20 protein-coding genes and 1 tRNA gene are annotated in these 19,265 nt (G+C 69.5%); 18 read left to right on the top strand and 3 right to left on the bottom strand.

What is annotated here, in order from left to right; translation table 11 throughout:
- From EEJ31_RS03315 to der, 16 genes are all read left to right on the top strand, one after another.
- Positions 1 to 952 (top strand): tetratricopeptide repeat protein (locus EEJ31_RS03315; RefSeq protein WP_407643192.1); only part of this gene is annotated, 952 nt, incomplete at its 5' end.
- Positions 933 to 1,952: an HAD-IIA family hydrolase gene (locus EEJ31_RS03310; protein WP_123044855.1), complete on the top strand. Its 1,020-nt coding sequence runs from the start codon at positions 933 to 935 to the stop codon at positions 1,950 to 1,952. The genes EEJ31_RS03315 and EEJ31_RS03310, both read left to right, overlap by 20 nt.
- 15 nt (positions 1,953 to 1,967) lie before the next feature.
- Positions 1,968 to 2,132 carry a hypothetical protein gene (locus tag EEJ31_RS13945; RefSeq protein WP_199727254.1) on the top strand — a complete coding sequence of 55 codons (165 nt, stop codon included), beginning with the start codon at positions 1,968 to 1,970 and terminating at the stop codon, positions 2,130 to 2,132.
- A gap of 13 nt (positions 2,133 to 2,145) precedes the next feature.
- On the top strand, positions 2,146 to 2,955 hold the full coding sequence (locus EEJ31_RS03305; RefSeq protein WP_123044854.1) for a TlyA family RNA methyltransferase: 810 nt from the start codon (positions 2,146 to 2,148) through the stop codon (positions 2,953 to 2,955).
- A gap of 5 nt (positions 2,956 to 2,960) precedes the next feature.
- Positions 2,961 to 3,881, top strand: coding sequence for an NAD kinase (locus EEJ31_RS03300; protein ID WP_123044882.1), 921 nt, complete (start codon positions 2,961 to 2,963; stop codon positions 3,879 to 3,881).
- The gene (gene recN / locus EEJ31_RS03295) at positions 3,874 to 5,610 is read left to right on the top strand and encodes a DNA repair protein RecN (protein WP_123044853.1); all 1,737 of its coding nucleotides are present in this window, start codon (positions 3,874 to 3,876) and stop codon (positions 5,608 to 5,610) included. The genes EEJ31_RS03300 and recN overlap by 8 nt, the downstream gene beginning before the upstream one ends.
- A 14-nt stretch (positions 5,611 to 5,624) precedes the next feature.
- Positions 5,625 to 7,328: a CTP synthase gene (locus tag EEJ31_RS03290; RefSeq protein ID WP_325049331.1), complete on the top strand. Its 1,704-nt coding sequence runs from the start codon at positions 5,625 to 5,627 to the stop codon at positions 7,326 to 7,328.
- A gap of 2 nt (positions 7,329 to 7,330) precedes the next feature.
- On the top strand, positions 7,331 to 7,966 hold the full coding sequence (locus EEJ31_RS03285) for an NUDIX domain-containing protein (RefSeq protein WP_233563704.1): 636 nt from the start codon (positions 7,331 to 7,333) through the stop codon (positions 7,964 to 7,966).
- Positions 7,967 to 7,976: 10 nt separating this feature from the next.
- On the top strand, positions 7,977 to 8,882 hold the full coding sequence (gene xerD, locus EEJ31_RS03280) for a site-specific tyrosine recombinase XerD (RefSeq protein WP_123044852.1): 906 nt from the start codon (positions 7,977 to 7,979) through the stop codon (positions 8,880 to 8,882).
- Positions 8,883 to 9,005: 123 nt separating this feature from the next.
- Positions 9,006 to 9,893 carry a ParA family protein gene (locus tag EEJ31_RS03275; protein WP_123044851.1) on the top strand — a complete coding sequence of 296 codons (888 nt, stop codon included), beginning with the start codon at positions 9,006 to 9,008 and terminating at the stop codon, positions 9,891 to 9,893.
- On the top strand, positions 9,877 to 10,767 hold the full coding sequence (locus tag EEJ31_RS03270; protein WP_407643191.1) for a segregation and condensation protein A: 891 nt from the start codon (positions 9,877 to 9,879) through the stop codon (positions 10,765 to 10,767). The genes EEJ31_RS03275 and EEJ31_RS03270 overlap by 17 nt, the downstream gene beginning before the upstream one ends.
- Entirely contained in the window at positions 10,757 to 11,359 is a 603-nt protein-coding gene (scpB, locus tag EEJ31_RS03265) for an SMC-Scp complex subunit ScpB (protein ID WP_123044849.1), read from the top strand. Before EEJ31_RS03270 ends, scpB begins: the two co-directional genes overlap by 11 nt.
- Complete coding sequence (locus tag EEJ31_RS03260; RefSeq protein WP_123044848.1) at positions 11,356 to 12,156, top strand: pseudouridine synthase; 801 nt, start codon at positions 11,356 to 11,358, stop codon at positions 12,154 to 12,156. The genes scpB and EEJ31_RS03260 overlap by 4 nt, the downstream gene beginning before the upstream one ends.
- 31 nt (positions 12,157 to 12,187) lie before the next feature.
- Entirely contained in the window at positions 12,188 to 13,279 is a 1,092-nt protein-coding gene (locus tag EEJ31_RS03255) for a prephenate dehydrogenase (protein ID WP_233563703.1), read from the top strand.
- A 3-nt stretch (positions 13,280 to 13,282) separates the two neighbouring features.
- Complete coding sequence (cmk, locus tag EEJ31_RS03250; protein ID WP_123044847.1) at positions 13,283 to 13,966, top strand: (d)CMP kinase; 684 nt, start codon at positions 13,283 to 13,285, stop codon at positions 13,964 to 13,966.
- The gene (gene der, locus EEJ31_RS03245; protein ID WP_123044846.1) at positions 13,963 to 15,501 is read left to right on the top strand and encodes a ribosome biogenesis GTPase Der; all 1,539 of its coding nucleotides are present in this window, start codon (positions 13,963 to 13,965) and stop codon (positions 15,499 to 15,501) included. Before cmk ends, der begins: the two co-directional genes overlap by 4 nt.
- A gap of 65 nt (positions 15,502 to 15,566) precedes the next feature.
- Here der and EEJ31_RS03240 read toward each other — a convergent pair whose 3' ends face one another.
- The 3 genes from EEJ31_RS03240 to EEJ31_RS03230 all read right to left on the bottom strand — a co-directional run bounded on the left by EEJ31_RS03240 (position 15,567) and on the right by EEJ31_RS03230 (position 18,327).
- Entirely contained in the window at positions 15,567 to 16,019 is a 453-nt protein-coding gene (locus EEJ31_RS03240; RefSeq protein WP_123044845.1) for a hypothetical protein, read from the bottom strand.
- A 128-nt stretch (positions 16,020 to 16,147) separates the two neighbouring features.
- A complete protein-coding gene (locus EEJ31_RS03235; protein ID WP_123044844.1) occupies positions 16,148 to 17,614 on the bottom strand; it encodes an HNH endonuclease signature motif containing protein in 1,467 nt (488 codons plus the stop codon).
- A 119-nt stretch (positions 17,615 to 17,733) separates the two neighbouring features.
- Positions 17,734 to 18,327 carry a GNAT family N-acetyltransferase gene (locus EEJ31_RS03230; RefSeq protein ID WP_123044843.1) on the bottom strand — a complete coding sequence of 198 codons (594 nt, stop codon included), beginning with the start codon at positions 18,325 to 18,327 and terminating at the stop codon, positions 17,734 to 17,736.
- Between the two features lie 98 nt (positions 18,328 to 18,425).
- On the opposite strand from EEJ31_RS03230, the gene EEJ31_RS03225 reads away from it, so the two are divergent.
- Positions 18,426 to 18,499: transfer RNA gene (locus tag EEJ31_RS03225), tRNA-Pro, on the top strand.
- A 471-nt stretch (positions 18,500 to 18,970) separates the two neighbouring features.
- Complete coding sequence (locus EEJ31_RS13820; protein ID WP_158603889.1) at positions 18,971 to 19,144, top strand: hypothetical protein; 174 nt, start codon at positions 18,971 to 18,973, stop codon at positions 19,142 to 19,144.
- The last annotated feature ends 121 nt before the right edge of the window (positions 19,145 to 19,265 follow it).

The following is a 19,265-nucleotide window of genomic DNA, read 5'->3' as shown; positions in this document are numbered from 1 at the left end:
CGACCGTGCTCCGCGGCAGGGCGGCGACCGTGCTCCGCGGCAGGGCGGCGACCGTCGTCCACCGCGCGACGGCGGTGGCAAGCTGTGGACCCGCGAGGGCGCGCCCGCCCGCGGCGACCGCGATGCCCGCTTCGAAGACGAGGAGATGACCGACGAGCAGCGGATGCAGCGCGAGCTGCGCCCGGTGCGCTCGCGTCACGATGACCCCGACCTTCCCGACGACGTTTCCCCCAGCGACCTCGACCGCGTCGCTCGGAACGAGCTGAAGACGCTCACCAAGGACAACGCGGAGTGGGTGGCCAAGCACTTGGCGATGGCGGCACGCCTCATCGAGTCGGACCCGGAACAGGCGCACAAGCACGTCATCTCAGCCGCCCGCCGCGCGGGCCGCATCGCCGTCGTGCGGGAGAGCCTCGCGATCACGGCGTACGCCGTGGGCGACTTCGCGCTGGCGCTCCGGGAACTCCGCACCTACCGGCGCATCTCCGGCTCCAACGACCAGCTGGCACTCATGGTCGACAGTGAACGCGGCGTCGGCCGGCCCGACCGGGCGCTCGAGCTGGGCCGCTCCGTGGAGCGCTCCGCGCTGCCCGTTCCCGTGCAGGTGTCGCTGGCAATCGCCATGTCCGGTGCACGGCTCGACCTCGGGCAGCCTGAGGCGGCGCTGACGGAACTCGAGATCCCCCAGCTGGACCCGGACACCGCCTTCTCCTACAGCCCCGATCTCTTCACGGCCTACGCTGACGTGCTCCAGGAGCTCGGCCGCGCCGATGACGCCGAGCAGTGGTACGAGCGTGCAGCGCGCGCGGAGGCCGCGTTGGGCGGCCAGGACGACGACGAGACCATCGAGATCCTCGAGATCGAGGAAGACGGCCCCGTCGTGATTGACGCCGATGCAACGGATGCCCCGCCCGCCACCACCGAGGACCCGGATGCTGGGCAGGAGAAGTAGCCCCCCGACGCCGCTGGCCGGCGTCGACGTGGTGCTCGCCGACCTCGACGGCGTCGTCTACACGGGCCCAACGGCGATCCCCTTCGCCGTCGAGAGCCTGAACCGGGCCGCCGAGGGGGCGCGCGTGGGCTACATCACCAACAACGCCGCACGTACCGACCAGTCCGTCGCCGATCACCTCAGCGAGCTCGGCCTGTCGGTGGCGGCGACGGATGTCGTCACCTCCCCGCAGGCGGCCGTCCGGCTCCTCGCCGACAAGGTCCCCGCGGCCTCCCGCGTGCTCGTCGTCGGCGGCGACGGCCTCGTCGACGAGGTGCAGAAAGCCGGGTTCGAAGTCACCCGCTCGGCCGACGACGGCCCAGCCGCCGTCATCCAGGGCTTCTCGCCCGACGTCGCCTGGGTGCACCTGGCCGAGGCATCCTTCGCCCTGGCGAGCGACGGCCCGGAGGCAGGCCTGCCTTGGATCGCCACTAACACCGACTGGACGATCCCCGTCGCCCGCGGCATCGCCCCAGGAAACGGCACTCTCGTCTCGGCCGTGCACAGCGCCGTCGGCCGGTTGCCGATCGTGGCCGGCAAACCCGAGACCCCGATCTTCACCGAGGCCGTCAACCGCTTTCACGCGAAGAATCCGCTGTTCATCGGCGACCGCCTCGACACCGACATCCTCGGTTCCAACCGCGCCGGCATCCCCGCGGCCCTCGTGCTCACCGGCATCGACAGGGCGAAGTCGGTGCTCGCCGCGAACGCCGACTCCCGGCCCCGCTTCATCCTCGAAGACCTCCGCCAGCTGCACGAGCCGTACCCCGAGACCGAGGTCTCCCAGGGCGGCACCGCAGCCACCGTCGCCGGCGCGACCGTGCGCATCCGTGGCAACGCGGTGGAGGTCACGCGGAACGGCGACGGCGGCATCAACCTGCTGCGCGCGGCGTGCGCGGCCATCTGGAACTCCGGGCGCGCGATCTACGGCCTTGATGTTCCCGAGCGGCTCTGGCGGTAACCTAGGAGGGTGAATGTGAGCATCGATGACGAGCAGGACCTGGCGAACGATGCCCTGGTCTCCCAGCTCACCCTCATCGAAGCGCAGCCACTCGAAGACCGCGCCGCGTCGTACGCGCAGCTGCACGACCAGCTGCAGGGTCGCCTCGAGGGCAACGGCCTGCCGCGGTCCAACGGATGACCGGGGCCGCCTCATGAGCGAGCGCCGCCTCGACGCCGCCCTCGCCGAACGCGGACTGGTGCGCTCCCGAACCATCGCCGCCAAGCTCATCACCGACGGCCGGGTCACGGTGGACGGGCAACCGGTGGTCAAACCCTCCCACAAGGTGGAGGACGACCAGGCGCTCGACGTCACGGGCATCGACCACTACGTGAGCCGCGGTGCGCACAAGCTCATCGCCGCCCTCGACGCATTCACGGTACCGGTCACCGGCCGCCTCGCCCTCGACGCGGGTGCTTCCACGGGCGGGTTCAGCCAGGTGCTCCTCGAGCGCGGAGTCGCCCGGGTCATCGCCGTCGACGTCGGACACGGCCAGCTTGCCCCATCGCTCGCACTGGAACCCCGGCTCACCCTCGTCGAAGGGTTCAACCTGCGGTACGCGAGCCAGGCGACCCTGGCCGAGGCATCGACCATCCGCCAGCGCCCCGACCTCGTCGTCGCCGACCTCTCCTTCATCTCCCTGCCGATGGTGCTTCCCGCGCTCTTCGACGTGGCGGCCGTGGGAGCGGACTTCGTCCTCCTGATCAAACCGCAATTCGAGGTGGGCCGCGGCGGCGTGCGCGAGGGCATCGTGCACCAACCGGACCTCCGCGCCGACGCCGTCGCGGGGGTGCTCTGGGCCGGCTGGGACCTCGGACTCGGCGTGCGCGGTCTCATCGCATCGCCCATCGCCGGCGGCTCCGGCAACCGCGAATACCTCTGCCACCTGAGCGCCTCGCACGGCGCGGACGACGGCAATCCGACAGAATGGCTGGACCGGATAACCGCACTGGTGGGAGCGTGACACGCATGACCGATGAGCCGCGCCACATCCTCGTCGTCGCCCACACTGGGCGCAAGGATTCCCTCGAGGCCGCCCTGACGGTCTGCCAGCAGCTCATCGACGCCGGCGCCGTGCCCGTGCTCGACCGCGCCGGCCGCGAAGACCTGGTCCTGGCGTCGCCGGAGCTCGTCGAACAGCTGATGATCCTCGGCGACACGGTCCAGGCATCCGACCTCGAACTCGTCATCGTGCTCGGCGGCGACGGCACCATCCTTCGCGCCGCCGAGCTCGTGCGCGGTGAGGCGGCCCCGCTTCTCGGCGTCAACCTCGGTCACGTCGGGTTCCTCGCCGAGAGCGAGCGCGACGACCTCGGCGAGGCCGTGCGGCGTGCCCTCGAGCGCGACTACGTGGTCGAGGAGCGCATGACCATCTCGGTGCGGGTGAAGGTCGACAGCGAGGTGGTCTACGAGACCTGGGCGCTCAACGAGGCCACCGTCGAGAAGGCCAGCCGCGAACGGATGCTGGAAGTCGTCATCGAGGTCGACCGCCGGCCGCTCTCTTCGTTCGGCTGCGACGGCGTGGTGATGTCCACACCCACCGGCTCGACCGCGTACTCGTTCTCCGGCGGCGGCCCGATCGTCTGGCCCGGAGTCGAGGCGATGCTGCTCGTGCCGCTCTCCGCCCACGCCCTGTTCGCCCGCCCGCTCGTGGTGGGCCCCGACTCGTCGCTCGCCGTCGAGATCCTCGCCCGGAGCGACGGGTCCGCGGTGCTCTGGGCCGACGGCCGCCGCGCCTGGGACATGCCCACCGGCGCCCGGGTCGTCGTGCGGCGCTCGCCCATCCCGGTGCGCCTCGCCCGCCTGCACAGCAGCCCCTTCACCGACCGCCTGGTGAACAAGTTCAACCTGCCCGTCACCGGCTGGCGAGGCCCGGTAGATCGTGATTGAGGAACTCTCCATCCGCGACCTCGGCGTCATCGCCGACGCGACCGTGCCGCTCGGCCCGGGCTTCACCGCCGTCACCGGCGAGACCGGCGCCGGCAAGACCATGGTCGTCACCGCGCTCGGGCTGCTGCTCGGCCAGCGCGCCGACCCCGGCGCCGTTCGACAGGGGCAGGAGCAGACCTGGGTCGAGGGCCGCTGGGTGATCGACCCCGACGGCGCCGTCGCCGAACGCGTGCGCGACGCCGGGGGAGACCTCGACGCCGACGAACTCATCCTCGGCCGTTCGGTCTCCGCCGGCGGCCGGAGCCGCGCCATCGTCGGCGGCCGCGGCGCCCCGGCCACCGTGCTGTCCGACCTCGCCGACGACCTCGTCGTCGTGCACGGCCAGTCCGACCAGGTGCGGCTCCGCTCCGCCGTCGCCCAGCGCGAGGCCCTCGACCGCTTCGCCGGCCCCGACCTCGCCGAGACCCTCGAGCAGTACACGCACGCGTACCATCGCTGGAACGCGAACCGCGAGGAACTCGTCCGGCTCGTGCGCGAGCAGGACCTGCGCGCCCAGGAGGCCGACGACCTCCGCGCCGCGATCGCCGCGATCGAGGCCATCGCCCCGCAGCCGGGCGAAGACGAGGAGCTCGCGGAGCGCGCCGAGCGGCTCGGCAACCTTGAGGCGCTGCGCGTCGCGGCCGCCGGCACCCGGGAGTACCTCTCCGCGGAGGACACCAGCGACGACCGGCCCGACGTGGTGGCCCTGCTGGAGGCGGCGCGCCGCCAGCTGGAGCGCGCATCCGCCCACGACCCGGCACTGCCGCCCCTCGTCGACGCGATCGCGAACGCCGGGTTCGCCGTCGCCGACGTCGCCGGCCAGCTCTCCAGTTACCTCGCCGGCCTCGACGCCGACGGCGCCCGCGAACTCGAGATGGTGCAGGAACGCCGCGCCGAACTGGCGTCGCTGGCGCGCGCGTATCCCGGCGGACTCGATGAGGCCATCCGTTTTCTCGACACCGGCAGCGCCCGCCTCATGGAACTCGACGGCGACTCCGAGCGCATCGACGAGTTGACGGTCGAAGCGGATGCCGACCACGCGCTGGTCGACGAACTCGCCCTGGCCCTCACCGCACGCCGCCGGCAGGCCGCCGACGCCCTGGGAACGGCGGTGACCGCCGAACTGGCGGCCCTCGCGATGCCCGACGCCACCCTCGTCGTCGAGGTGGAGCCCGGCGACGCGTTCACAGCCACCGGCCGCGACGCCGTGCGCATCCTGCTGCAGCCCCACGCCGGCAGCGCGCCCCGGCCGCTGGCCCGCGGCGCCTCCGGCGGCGAGCTGTCGCGCGTGATGCTCGCCATCGAGGTCGTCATCAACAAGGCCGACCCGGTGCCGACCTTCGTCTTCGACGAAGTGGATGCCGGGGTCGGCGGTGCCGCCGCCATCGAGATCGGCAGGCGGCTGGCCCGGCTCGCGCAGACCGCGCAGGTCATCGTCGTCACCCACCTGGCCCAGGTGGCCGCGTTCGCGAGCAACCACCTGAGCGTGGTGAAGGGAAGCGACGGCGCCATCACCGCCAGCAGCGTCAAGCAACTGCACGGCGACGACCGGGCCGCGGAGATGGCACGGCTGCTCTCGGGCCTCCCGGATTCGGCGACCGGGCTGGAGCACGCCCGCGAACTGATGGCGCTCGCCCAGGCGGACGCGCCGCTGAAGCCGCCCGCCGGGCTACCCCGCCCGGGCAGGTGATAGACTCGAAGCCCGTGGTGAACAATTCAAACTCGGACTTTCCAGCGGGCAACTCAAGCGGCACGACCAAGCACATTTTCGTGACAGGTGGTGTCGTTTCTTCTTTGGGCAAGGGCCTGACGGCGGCCAGCCTCGGCAATCTCCTGACCGCCCGCGGCCTCCGCGTGGTCATGCAGAAACTCGACCCCTACCTGAACGTCGACCCGGGAACGATGAACCCATTCCAGCACGGCGAGGTCTTCGTCACCGACGACGGCGCCGAGACCGACCTCGACATCGGTCACTACGAGCGCTTCCTCGACATTAACCTCAGCCAGGCCGCCAACGTCACCACCGGCCAGATCTACTCCCAGGTCATCGCCAAGGAGCGCCGCGGCGAATACCTCGGCGACACCGTGCAGGTCATCCCGCACATCACCGACGAGATCAAGCGCCGCATGCGGTTGCAGGCAACGGATGACCCCAAGCCCGACGTCATCATCACCGAGGTGGGCGGCACGGTCGGCGACATCGAGTCGCAGCCGTTCATCGAGTCCGCCCGCCAGGTGCGCCACGAACTGGGCCGGGGGAACGTGTTCTTCGTGCACGTGTCGCTCGTGCCGTTCATGAACGCTTCGGGCGAGCAGAAGACGAAGCCCACCCAGCACTCGGTCGCGGCGCTGCGTTCGCTCGGCATCCAGCCCGACGCCCTCGTGCTCCGCAGCGACCGGCCGGTCTCCGAATCGAACAAGCGCAAGATCGCGCTCATGTGCGACGTGGAGGAGGACGCGGTCGTCAACTGCGTCGACGTGCCGAGCATCTATGACATCCCCACCATGCTGCACGACCAGGGCCTCGACGCCTACATCATCGACGCCCTCGACCTGCCCACCTCCAGCGTGGACTGGACCAGCTGGCAGAAGGTGCTCGACGCCGTGCACGAGCCCAAGCAGGAGGTGAACATCGGCCTGGTCGGCAAGTACATCGACCTGCCCGACGCCTACCTCTCGGTCACCGAGGCGCTGCGCGCCGGCGGCTTCGCCCACCAGGCCAAGGTGAAGCTGCACTGGGTCGCCTCCGACGAGTGCGAGACCGAGGAGGGTGCCGCCCGGCTGCTCTCCGACTTCGACGGCATCTGCATCCCCGGCGGCTTCGGCGTGCGCGGCATCGAGGGCAAGGTCGGCGCCCTGCGGTTCGCCCGCGAGAACGGCATCCCCGTGCTCGGGCTCTGCCTCGGCCTGCAGTGCATGGTCATCGAGTACGCGCGCAACAAGGCCGGCCTCCCCGGCGCCTCCTCCACCGAGTTCGACCCCGACACCGAATTCCCGGTCATCGCGACCATGGAGGAGCAGGTGGAGATCATCGCCGGGGGAGACCTCGGCGGCACGATGCGCCTCGGCCTGTACACCGCCAACCTGGCCCCCGGCTCGCTGGTGGCCGACCTCTACGGCAGCCCGCAGGCATCCGAGCGTCATCGTCACCGCTACGAGGTCAACAACGCCTACCGGGAGCAGATCGCCGATGCCGGCCTGTGGTTCTCGGGCACGTCGTTCGATCGCCAGCTCGTGGAGTACGTGGAGCTGCCGCGCGACGAGCACCCGTTCTACGTGGGCACGCAGGCGCACCCCGAGCTCAGCTCCCGCCCGAACCGCGCCAACCCGCTGTTCCGGGGCCTCATCGGCGCCGCGATCGAGCGCCAGCGCGCCAGCCGCCTGTTCGAGGTCAAGGAAGAGGCCTGACGGTGCACGACGAGCTGGTGTCCGCTCCCGTCACCGAGAGTGAGCTCGTCTACACCGGCAAGGTGTGGGATCTGCGCCGCGAGACGTTCGAGCTGAACGGATCCGACGTGGTGCGCGAGTTCGTCGACCACCCCGGTGCCGTGGCGGTGCTGGCCCTCGACGAGCAGGACCGCGTGCTGCTGATCAAGCAGTACCGGCACCCGGTGCGCTCGAGGGAGTGGGAGATCCCGGCCGGCCTGCTCGACGAGCACGGTGAGGCGCCGGATGCCGCCGCCCGCCGCGAGCTCGCCGAGGAGGCCGACTACGCAGCATCCACCTGGCACACGCTCGCCGAGTTCTACACCTCACCCGGCGGCAGCAACGAGGCCATCCGCATCTACCTGGCCCGCGGCGTCACCCGGCTCGAGGAGGACTTCGACCGCACCGATGAGGAGGCGGACATCGAGGTGCGCTGGGTGCCGCTCGACGAGTGCGTCGACGCCGTGCTGGCCCGTCAGGTGCAGAACCCGTCGCTCGTGACCGGGGTGCTCGCGGCGTACACCGCCCGGGCCCGCGGTTGGTCGACCCTGGCGCCGGCCGACGCCCCGTGGCCGCAGCAGCCGTCGATGCCCGAAGGCCAGGGCACGGCCTCGTCGTGACCATCCCGTCGTGACCGTGCGGGCGGCCGTGGATTCGTACCTCCGGCATGTCTCCATCGAGCGGGGGCTCGCGACCAACACCGTCGCCGCCTACCGGCGCGACCTGGCCCTCTACAGCGGATGGCTGGGGGAGCGCGGGATCGACGAGCCGCGCGAGATCACCTCGGCCGCGGTCTCCGACTTCGTGCGGCATCTCGCGACGCGGGCGGATTCGCCGCTCACGGCATCCTCTGTGGCCCGCATCCTCTCCACGGTGCGCGGCTGGCACCGCTTCCTGCTGGAGGAGGGCGTGGTCGACGCGGATGTCGCGCACGACAGCAAGCCGCCCAAGCTCGCCAGCCGGCTGCCCAAGGCCATCTCCATCGACAAGGTGACGGCGCTGCTGGCGGCGACCGACGGCGATGGGGTGCAGCAGTTGCGCGACAAGGCGCTCCTCGAACTGCTCTACGCCACCGGCGCCCGGGTCTCCGAGGCGGTGGACCTGAACGTCGACGACGTGCTTGAGGAAGACATGCTGCGCCTGCGCGGCAAAGGCGGCAAGCAACGGATGGTCCCGGTCGGCAGCTACGCCCGCGCCGCCCTCGACGCCTACCTGGTGCGCGCCCGGCCGACGCTCTCGGTGCGGGGTAAGGCCACCCCGGCGCTGTTCCTCGGCCTCCGCGGCCAGCGGGTGAGCCGGCAGAACGCGTGGCTCATCATCCGTGCCGCCGCGGAGCGCGCCGGCATCGACGTGGAGGTGTCGCCGCACACCCTGCGGCACTCGTTCGCCACCCACCTGCTGGCCGGCGGGGCCGACGTGCGCGTGGTGCAGGAGCTGCTCGGCCACTCCTCGGTCGCGACGACGCAGATCTACACCCTCGTCACCGCCGACACGCTCCGCGACATGTACACGACCGCGCACCCGCGCGCCCGCTGAGGCGATGACGAAGCCCCAAAACCTAACGCATTGGAGTCGTTCGGCGGTGCGTGCCACGCGGATGACGCGCGCATCGCTAGAATCGAGCGAGTGACTGGTGCAGGACGGATCGAGGATATCCAGGTGGAGCGTAAGCACGAGGGCCGCAAGCCGCTCCTCGGAGTGGCGAAAGACGGCGTCGGTCCGACCGGTCGCCCGGTGCAGGATTTCCCGGCCCCGGCGCCGCTGAAGAGCCACGGTCCCGCCCGCATCATCTCCCTCTGCAACCAGAAGGGCGGCGTCGGCAAGACCACGACGACCATCAACCTCGGCTCAGCGCTCGCCGGCTACGGCCGCCGGGTGCTCGCCATCGACTTCGACCCGCAGGGTGCCCTCTCCGCCGGCCTCGGCGTGCCCACTCACGACGTCACCACCATCTACGACCTGCTCACGAGCAGCAAGATGGACCCGTTCGAGGCCGTGCAGACGACCCGCATCGAGGGCCTCGACGTCATCCCCGCCAACATCGACCTCTCCGCCGCCGAGGTGCACCTCGTCAACGAGGTCGCCCGCGAGCAGATCCTCGCCCGGGTGCTCCGCAAGCTCTCCGACGCCTACGACGTGATCCTCATCGACTGCCAGCCGTCGCTCGGCATCCTCACCGTCAACGCCCTCACCGCGAGCCACGGCGTGCTCATCCCGCTCGAGTGCGAGTTCTTCGCCCTGCGCGGTGTGGCCCTGCTCATCGAGACCATCGACAAGGTGCGCGACCGGCTGAACCCCGCCATCGAGCTCGACGGCATCCTCGCCACCATGTACGACGCGCGCACCCTGCACTCCCGTGAGGTGCTCGAGCGGGTCGTCGACGCCTTCCACGACCGGGTGCTCGAGACCGTCATCGGCCGCACCGTGAAGTTCCCCGACGCCAGCGTGGCGGGCCTGCCCATCACCGAGTTCGCTCCCGAGCATGCCGCCGCCAAGGCCTACCGCCAGATGGCGCGCGAGCTGGTGGCCCGTGGCGCCGTCGCCTAAGCCCGCGACCCGACAGACCGCCACCCGGCGTCTCGAAGCGGTGCCGGCATCCGCTGGCACGGTCATCGACGACGCGAGAACGGATGCGCCCGCGACGCGTTTCTCCGTCGCGCTCAGCAACTTCGAGGGTCCGTTCGACCTGCTGCTCTCGCTCATCGGCAAGCATGAGCTCGACATCACCGAGATCTCGCTCAGCCGGGTCACCGACGACTTCATCGCCTATCTCCGCGGCCTCGAGTCCACGGAGGAGCTCGACGAGGCCACCGAGTTTCTCGTGGTGGCCGCGACCCTGCTCGACCTGAAGGTCGCCGGTCTCCTGCCGCAGGGCGAGCTCGTCGACGCCGAAGACGTGGCTCTGCTCGAGGCGCGCGACCTGCTCTTCGCCCGCCTGCTGCAGTACCGGGCCTTCAAGACCGCGTCGGCGTGGTTCCAGGAGCGCATGGACACCGAGCTCGACCGGCACGTGCGCTCCGTGCGGCTGGAAGAGAAATACCGCCGGCAGACCCCGGAACTGGTGTGGACACACAGCGCCGCGGACTTCGCCGCCCTCGCGGCCCTCGCGCTCGCGCCCCGCGAGCTGCCGACCGTGGGACTGGACCACCTGCACGCGCCGCTGGTGAGCATCCGTGAGCAGGCCGCGCTCGTCGTCGCCGTACTGCGATCGGGGGAGCCGGTGTCGTTCCGGCAGCTCATCGCCGGGGTGGGGGAGAAGGGCGTCGTGATCGCCCGCTTCCTCGCCGTGCTGGAGTTGTACCGCCGCGGGTCGATCTCGTTCGACCAGCTCGAGCCGCTCGGTGAGCTCACCCTGCACTGGAGCGCCGAGACCTGGTCCGACGAGAACCTCGCCAACCTCGGAGCCGACTATGACAACTGACACCGATCTCACCACCCAGGCCACCCTCGACCGGCAGCTCGAGGCGATCCTCATGGTCGCCGACGAGCCGCAGAGCCTCGTGCACCTCGCCACCGCCGTCGACCGCCCGCTGGCCGACGTCGACGCGGCCGTGAAACGCCTCGTGGCCGACTTCGACGGCCTCGGCACGCCGGGGCACGACGGCACCGTCCCGTCGATCCGCCGCGGCTTCGAGCTGCGCGAGGTGGGCGGCGGCTGGCGCATCTACGTGCGCAGCGACCACGACTCCCTCGTCGCCGACATCGTGCTGACCCAGAACCCCAGCCGGCTCTCGCAGGCGGCCCTCGAGACGCTCGCCGTGATCGCCTACAAGCAGCCCATCAGCCGCGGCGCGGTCGCGTCGATCCGGGCCGTCAACGTCGACTCCGTCGTGCGCACCCTGCTCGGGCGCGGCCTCATCACCGAGGCGTTCACCGACAGTGAGACCGGCGCGATCAACTACGCCACCACCGACCTGCTGCTCACCCAGCTCGGCATCAACTCGCTCGACGAGCTGCCGCACATCTCGCCGTTGCTTCCCGACGGCGCCGACGGATTCGAGGACCTCCGATGACCCCAGCCGATTTCGGTGCAACGGATGCCGCCGCCGACGGCGTGCGCCTGCAGAAGGTCATGGCGTCGGCCGGCGTCGCCTCCCGCCGCGTCTCCGAGGACATGATCACCTCGGGCCGGGTGCGCGTGAACGGCGTCGTCGTGCGAGAGCTGGGGCGGCGCATCCACCCGGAGACCGATGAGATCGCCGTCGACAACGTCGCCGTGCAGCTGGACACCACGAGGCGCTACCTCATGCTGAACAAGCCTGTCGGCGTGGTCTCGTCGATGCAGGACGAGAACGGCCGGCCCGACCTGCGCGAGTTCACCGACCGGTTCGAGGAACGCCTGTTCAACGTGGGCCGGCTCGACGCGCAGACCAGTGGACTGCTGATCCTCACCAACGACGGCGACCTCGCGCATGTGCTGGCGCATCCGTCGTTCGGGGTGTCGAAGACCTACATCGCCAAGGTCGAGGGCCGCATGTCGGCGCAGACCGTGGCGAAGCTGCAGGCGGGCATCGAGCTCGAGGACGGCCCGATCGCCGCCGACAAGGCGCGCATCATCGCCGGCCAGGGCGGGGACGGCTCCTCGCTCGTGGAGATCACCCTGCACTCCGGGCGCAACCGTATCGTGCGACGGATGCTCGACGCGGTCGGGCACCCGGTGATCGACCTGGTGCGCCGCCAGTTCGGGCCGCTGCACCTCGGCACCCTCAAGGTGGGCGCGGTGCGGGAGCTGACTAAAGTAGAACTCGGCCAGCTGCTCACGGTCGCCCGTGCGGAACGCAGCGAACGGCCCGAGCGCCCCGCGCAGTAAACACGCCAGCATTCGAAGTCAGGAGTCGGCTGTGGCCGAAAGTGTCGAGAGTCGGCTCGTCGGGCCCGTGCGCGTCGTCGGCGTCGGGCTCCTCGGCACCAGCGTCGGCCTGGGCCTCCGGGAGCGCGGCATCGACGTGATCCTGGCCGACGCGTCGCCCACCAACCTCAGCATCGCCATCGACTACGGGGCCGGCCGGGCCGCCCAGCCCGGCGACGCACCGCAGCTCATCGTCGTGTGCGTGCCGCCGGACGTCACCGCCGAGATCGTGGGGCGCGAACTCGAGGCGTTCCCCGACGCGATCGTGACGGATGTCGCGAGCGTCAAACTCGCGCCGCTCACGGCGCTGCGCGACGCCGGGGCCGACGTGTCCCGCTACATCGGCTCGCATCCGCTGGCCGGACGCGAACGCGGCGGCCCGCTCGCCGGCCGCGCCGACCTCTTCATCGGGCGTCCCTGGGTGGTCGTCGGGCACGACGCCATCAGCTACCAGCGCGCGAACGCGATCGACGACCTCATCCTCGACCTCGGCGGCATCCTCGTCGAGATGACCGCGGAGGAGCACGACCAGGCCGTGGCGCTCGTCTCACACGTTCCGCAGGTGGTGTCGACGCTCATGGCGCAGCGGCTCGGCGGCAGCCCGGGCTCCGCGCTCAATCTCGCCGGTGGGGGACTCCGAGACGTCACCCGCATCGCGGCCAGCGACCCGGAACTGTGGGTGCAGATCCTGGGCGCGAACGCCCAGCCCGTGCGACGCATCCTGCAGGACTTTCGCGAGGACCTCGACCGTTTCATCGAAGCGCTCGACGACCCGGCCGCGCCCGGCGCCCGGCGGAAGCTCGCCGAAGAACTGGCGCGCGGCAACGCCGGGGTCGCGCAGCTGCCCGGCAAGCACGGCCAGGACCGCCGGTTCGTGTCGATCATCGTCATGGTCAACGACACCCCGGGGCAGCTGGCCCGGCTGCTGAACGAGATCGGCGAGGTGGGCGTGAACCTCGAAGACCTGCGCCTGGAGCACTCGCCCGGCGCCCAGATCGGACTCGCGGAGATCGCGGTCCTCCCCGAGGCGGCCGCCCGCCTCACCGAAGAGCTGGCCGCGCGCGGCTGGCGGATTGCTGGTTGATTCATGACCTCTCCCTCGATTCCCCTCGTCGTTGCGATCGACGGACCCGCCGGAAGCGGCAAGTCCAGTGTGAGCAAGGCCGTGGCCGACCGGCTCGACTTCGCCTTCCTCGACACCGGTGCCGGGTACCGGGCGCTGGCCTGGCTCATGCTTGATCGCGGTGTCGACACAGCGGATGCCGCCGCGGTCGTCGCCGAGCTCGACACCTTCGACGTCGAGATCGGCACCCACCCGCACCGGCACTTCGTTCGCGTCGGCGAGACCGATATCACCGAGGCGATCCGCGAGCCCCGCGTGACCGCGCAGGTGAGTGCCGTCGCCCGCGTTCCCCGGGTGCGCGAGCACCTGACCGGGCTGTTCCGTTCCGTCGCCGAGCAGGCCACCGAGGCCGGCATCGTGGTCGAGGGCCGCGACATCACCACCGTCGTCGCACCGGATGCGCCGGTGCGGATCCTGCTCACCGCATCCGAAGAGGCTAGAATGGCGAGGCGCTCGGCGCAGATCACGACCCAGTCCGCCGAGACCGTGGCGCACGCGCTGCGCACGCGGGATCGGGCCGATTCCCAGGTCGTCGACTTCATGACCGCCGCCGACGGTGTGACCACCGTAGATTCCACCCACCTTGACTTCGAGCAGACCGTTGATGCGGTCATCGACGTCATCAACACCGCGAGGACCTCGCAATGACCAATGACTTCGACTCGCACGAGTTCAACCCCGACGACGAGCTCGAGTATGCGCCGGAAGGCGACGACCTCGAGGAGCGTCTGACCGGCCTCGACGACGATCTGGTGCTGCAGCGCGCCAATGCCCTCCGCACCGGGCTGCAGGAGTACGAGCTCAGCGAGGAAGACCTCGATGTGCTCGAGCAGGCGACGGAGGACCCGAACGCCATCACCTACCTGCCAGCCCTGCCGGTCATCGCCATCGTGGGTCGGCCGAACGTCGGCAAGTCCGCGCTCGTGAACCGCATTCTCGGCCGCCGTGAGGCCGTCGTCGAGGATACCCCCGGTGTCACCCGTGACCGGGTCACATACAAGGGCGAGTGGAACGACCGCCGGTTCAGCCTCGTCGACACCGGCGGCTGGGAGCCCGACGCTCGTGGCATCGACGCCTCCGTCGCCGCACAGGCCGAGGTCGCCATCGACCTCTCCGACGTCGTCATGTTCGTCGTCGACTCCAACGTCGGCCCCACCTCGACCGATGAGGCGGTGGTCAAGCTGCTGCGCCGCAGTGGCAAGGCGGTCTTCCTCGTCGCCAACAAGGTCGACGACATCCGCCAGGAGCCCGAAGCGGCAAACCTGTGGTCGCTCGGCCTCGGCCAGCCGTGGCCCGTGTCGGCGCTGCACGGACGCGGGGTGGCCGATCTGCTGGATGCGATCCTCGCCGAGCTGCCCGAGATATCCGCTGTCGCCAAGCAGGAAGTCGGCGGCCCTCGTCGTGTCGCCCTGCTCGGCCGCCCGAACGTGGGCAAGTCCAGCCTCTTGAACAAGGTGGTGGGGGAGGAGCGCGTCGTCGTCAACGAGCTCGCCGGCACCACGCGTGACCCCGTGGACGAGCAGGTGGAGCTCGGTGGCAAGGTGTGGCGTTTCGTCGACACCGCCGGCATCCGTCGTCGGGTGCACTTGGCCCAGGGCGCTGACTTCTACGCGTCGCTTCGCACCAGTGCCGCGCTCGAGAAGGCCGAGGTCGCCGTCGTGCTGATCGACGTGACCGAGGTGATCAGCGAGCAGGATGTGCGCATCATCGACCTGGTGCTTGAGTCGGGTCGTGCGCTCGTGCTCGCGTTCAACAAGTGGGACATGATCGATGACGATCGTCGCCGCTACCTGGAGCGGGAGATCGAGCAGGATCTCGCGCATGTGTCGTGGGCGCCGCGCGTGAACATCTCGGCGCGTACCGGGCGGCACATGGAGAAGCTCGTGCCGGCGCTGGAGCTCGCGCTCGAGTCGTGGGACACCCGCATTCCCACCGGCAAGTTCAACGCGTTCCTCGCCGAGCTGGCTGCGGAGCACCCGCACCCGGTGCGTGGCGGAAAGCAGCCGCGCATCCTGTTCGGCACGCAGGCGTCGAGTCGGCCGCCGACATTCGCGGTGTTCACCACCGGCTTCCTCGACCCCGGATACCGCCGCTACATCATGCGCCGGCTGCGTGAGATCTATGGCTTCGAGGGCACGCCCATCAACATCAGCATGCGGGTGCGGGAGAAGCGCAAGCGCTGAGCGGATGCGAGAAAAGCGGCTGTCGGCATCATGCCGGCAGCCGCTTTCGCGTTGGTTCGGTCGGCTCAGCGGGCCGCGACCGTCTCCTTCTGGTTCTCGTCGGCGTCGGTCAGTGTCGCGGCCGCAGGCGCATCCGTTGTCTGCACGTGAGCCTCGGTCCGCGGGTCGACGATCTCGATCACGAATGCCTGGTCGTCGGAGGTCAGGTCGTGCTCGTCGATGACAGCAGGCGCTGCCGCAGGGGCAACGTTCCGGACGCGAGTGGAAGCCTGCGCCGCGAGCGCAAGCAGCACCCCGAGAACGCCAACCGCGATGAGCAGGCCACCGACGGTGCTGCCCGACTGTGCCGCGAAGAGCTTCGCGTAGTCACCGGTCTGCGATGTGTACAGCGCGGCCTGGTTCGCGTTCGATGAGGTCATCAGCAGGTAGCCGGCGACGGCGACAACGACGGATGCGAGCCACAACACGAGCAGGGGAACGTTGAGTTTCGCGAGGGGGCCTGAGTTAGAGCGGGACATGATTTCCTTTGCGTCGGGGTCAGGCCGATGCCGACCTTCCGGCAACGTAATCACCGAACCTATGCGCGGTCTATGGGCGAGCAGAGAATATGCCTTGCCAGACGATCGTCCCGTCGGCGTGATTCCGCTTAGGCGGTCTCCTGCCCGGCCTCTTTGCCGCTGAACGGCTTGATGGGGCTGCCCGGCTTGAGGGTGGCTTTGCTTTTCATACGGATGGGTGTCTGTTCGGGGTCGATGCTCCTGGGTGGGATGAGCCAGTACTCGTTGGCACCTCTTCGTTCGATCCGCCACCCTTGGTTGTGCAATCGGAGGTGATCGCGTTTGCAGAGCAGGATGCCGTCTCTGACGTCGGTGAGTCCGCCGTGTGCCGCCCATTCGTTGATGTGGTGCGCTTCTGTCCAGGATGGTGGCCGGTCGCAGTCGGGCCACATGCAGCCGCAGTCGCGGGCGGCGAGGGCGGCGCGTTGTTTCGCGGTGAAGAAGCGTTGTTCCCGGCCGACGTCCACGCATTGCCCGTTGCTGTCGAAGGCGATGGGGAGGTACCCGTCGGTGCAGAGGTGCCGGTCCACGGTCTCCAGCGGGACCGGGGCGGGGTTTCCCTCGATGGCCCCGTGACCCTCCCGGCTGTCGAGGGTTTCCTTGGTGACGAGGATCTTCACCGCCGGCTTGTTGCCGCCGAACACAGTGCCCGGGTCGGCTGCGGCGCCGAGGCGGAGCAGTTCGACGAGGTTCTCGGCCGCGATCAGTTCCGTGCTGCGCGGGTCGGCGGCGATGGCGGCGGCCCAGGCCTTCTTCTTCGGGTCGATAAAGCGGGGACCGCCGCGGCGGGGTGAGGTGAGCTGGTCGTACACGTCCTTCACGAACGCCCCGTTCTCGGGGTCGAGTTCGTATTCGCCGTGGACCATCCCGTCGGGTTTGACCCACTGCTTCCAGTACTGGCGGGCCCGTTTAGCTTCGGCCCTCGCGGCGATGCCGGTGGCGTCGATCTCGTCCCGCACCCGGAACGCCGCCCGCTTCGCCTGGTCGGCGTTCAACGACAAACACTCCTCGATTAGGGCCGCCAGGGCAGTCGCCAACGCGTCTTCGCTGACACCGTCGGCGGGTTCCCCGAGCCCGTGCCGGATGCCGGCGGCGGTCTCCGCGCCGAGACGCCCGGTCGCGATGGCGTCGCCGAGGGCGGCGTGCCAGGGCCGGGCCTCGGCGGCGAGCCGGGCCAGCACCTCATCCTCAGGATTGTTGTGTGCCTGCTCGTCGAGATCATGGGCGGCTTCGGCCTCGGCAATCATCCGTCCCACGGCCACCTGGCGTCGGGCTGCGGTTCTGGAGGAGCCGGAGATCTTCTGCAGCCACTCTTCCGGCGAAGCGTGGCCCTTCTGCCACGCCAGGCCGTTCTGCCCGAGCTCCGGAGCCGACCGTTTCGCGAGCGCCGCAGCCCCGAGCGCGACGTGGGTTTCCACCATCCGCTGATGGGCCGTCATCGCGGCCATTGTGGACTCAATCTCCGCGTCGGAGACACGATCGAACGACGCGGCGGTGATCGCACTGCCGGCGAGGTTGTCGGTGAGGCCTGTGTAGACAGCTTCTATGCTGAGCATGTCTCAATCATCGCAGAAGCCACGGACATTAGGACCTGCGTGCGAGGATCTGTGGACAACATCTTTCATGAGTTGGCTGGGGAGGAAGCACCCCAGTCCCGCGGACGGCTGAGACCAGTTCACAACGCCTGCCGCACCACCACGCGGTCACGGGTCGGTCGGGAAACGATTTCAAAGCCTGCTGCCATGAACAGCGACAGCGTCCCGTGGTACAGCTCCGCCGACGGCGCTTTCATCCTGACCGTCGTGTCGACCGGATAGCCCTCGATGACGCGGGCACCGAGCACCCTCGCCTGCTCCACGGCGCCGCGGAGGAGGGCGCCGCTGACGCCGCGTTTCCGGTAGCCCACGCGCACCACGAAACAGATCACCGCCCAGACGGATGCGTCATCCGGGTCTTCGTTGCTTCCTCCGCTGACGATCGTCGAGCGCCGCAACCGGTCGTAGTGCGTCCTCGGCTCAAGGGCGCACCAGCCCACCGGTTCCCCGTCGAGGTAGGCGATGACGCCGGGAGCCGGGTCGTTCGCTTGCACCTGTTGTCGCAGCATGCCGGCGCACTCGTCCTTTGTGGCGCTCTCGAACGTAGCGTTCGGGAGCTTGAAGTACTGGCACCAGCAGCCGGACGGATCCCCGCGGGTGCCGAACACGGTGCGCACGTCGTCCCACGGGACGTCCGCGACGGAGTGCACCGTGACATCCGTTGTCGTTGACATGCGACCACGGTACTCGGGTGCGCGCGGGAGGTCTCGGGAGGCGGTAAGCTATTCGAGTTGTCTCCTGCGGAACTTGTTCGCGAGGTTCCAGGTGGCCGCGGGCTGTAGCGCAGCTTGGTAGCGCACCTGACTGGGGGTCAGGGGGTCGCAGGTTCAAATCCTGTCAGCCCGACAAATGCCCCGATCAGAAGCAATTTCTGGTCGGGGCGTCGTCATTTTAGAATGCAAATGTCACCGCGAATGTCACCGCTAGCAATGAGATTGCGCCAACGGCGGGTGCGATTGCTGAGTATTGGCGGATACTTCGCGGAGGATCTATCTCACTTTTGGACCCGAACGCACGCTGGGAGCCTTTCGGGTTCCCAGGTTCAATTGTTTGATGCGCGCCTGGCTCGTTTGAGTCGAAACTCGGATCGGCCTCGCAGTCCTATCCCCAGAGCACGGTCTGTAGCAGCCGCAACGGTGGTACGAGTCTTGACGATCGCGTTCCGTGTAGAGTGCGAAAGCAGACCAGCTGCCTGCTGGCGCTGCGCTGCTTTAAGCCGCACTGATCGGTGCCTTCGCTCAGATCGTTCCCTGGCGGGAGAGAATCCTCCGCCGCAACCGTGAAGTCGAGAGGATCAAGGCCCGCGCGCACGTACTTGTGTCGCTGATCGTCTCGGTCGAGCTGACCGCGTCGGTGCTCATCCTGGCCAATCTCGCTCTGGACTGTTCTCCGATCTACGTGCACATCATCGGCTGGAGCCTGAGCGGCATCAGCGCGGCCAGCTACGCCTACGGCGCTCTTTCGCTGGTCACCGTCGCGAATCTGCTCTGAGAGGCCTTCGAGCGCGAAGAAGAGGACACAACCGATGGGAATCCGCCCCAGTCTCCAGCAGCGGAGTGAGATCGCGCTCCGGCCGCTCGAGCGTTCCTCCGTCCGCCCGCGCCCCTGAGCG

The sequence above is a fragment of the Cryobacterium tepidiphilum genome, from assembly GCF_003716325.1.
GTDB classification, from domain to species: domain Bacteria; phylum Actinomycetota; class Actinomycetes; order Actinomycetales; family Microbacteriaceae; genus Cryobacterium; species Cryobacterium tepidiphilum.
The sequence above is the reverse complement of the archived record's forward strand: the minus strand, read 5'-3'. Positions and strand labels throughout refer to the sequence as shown.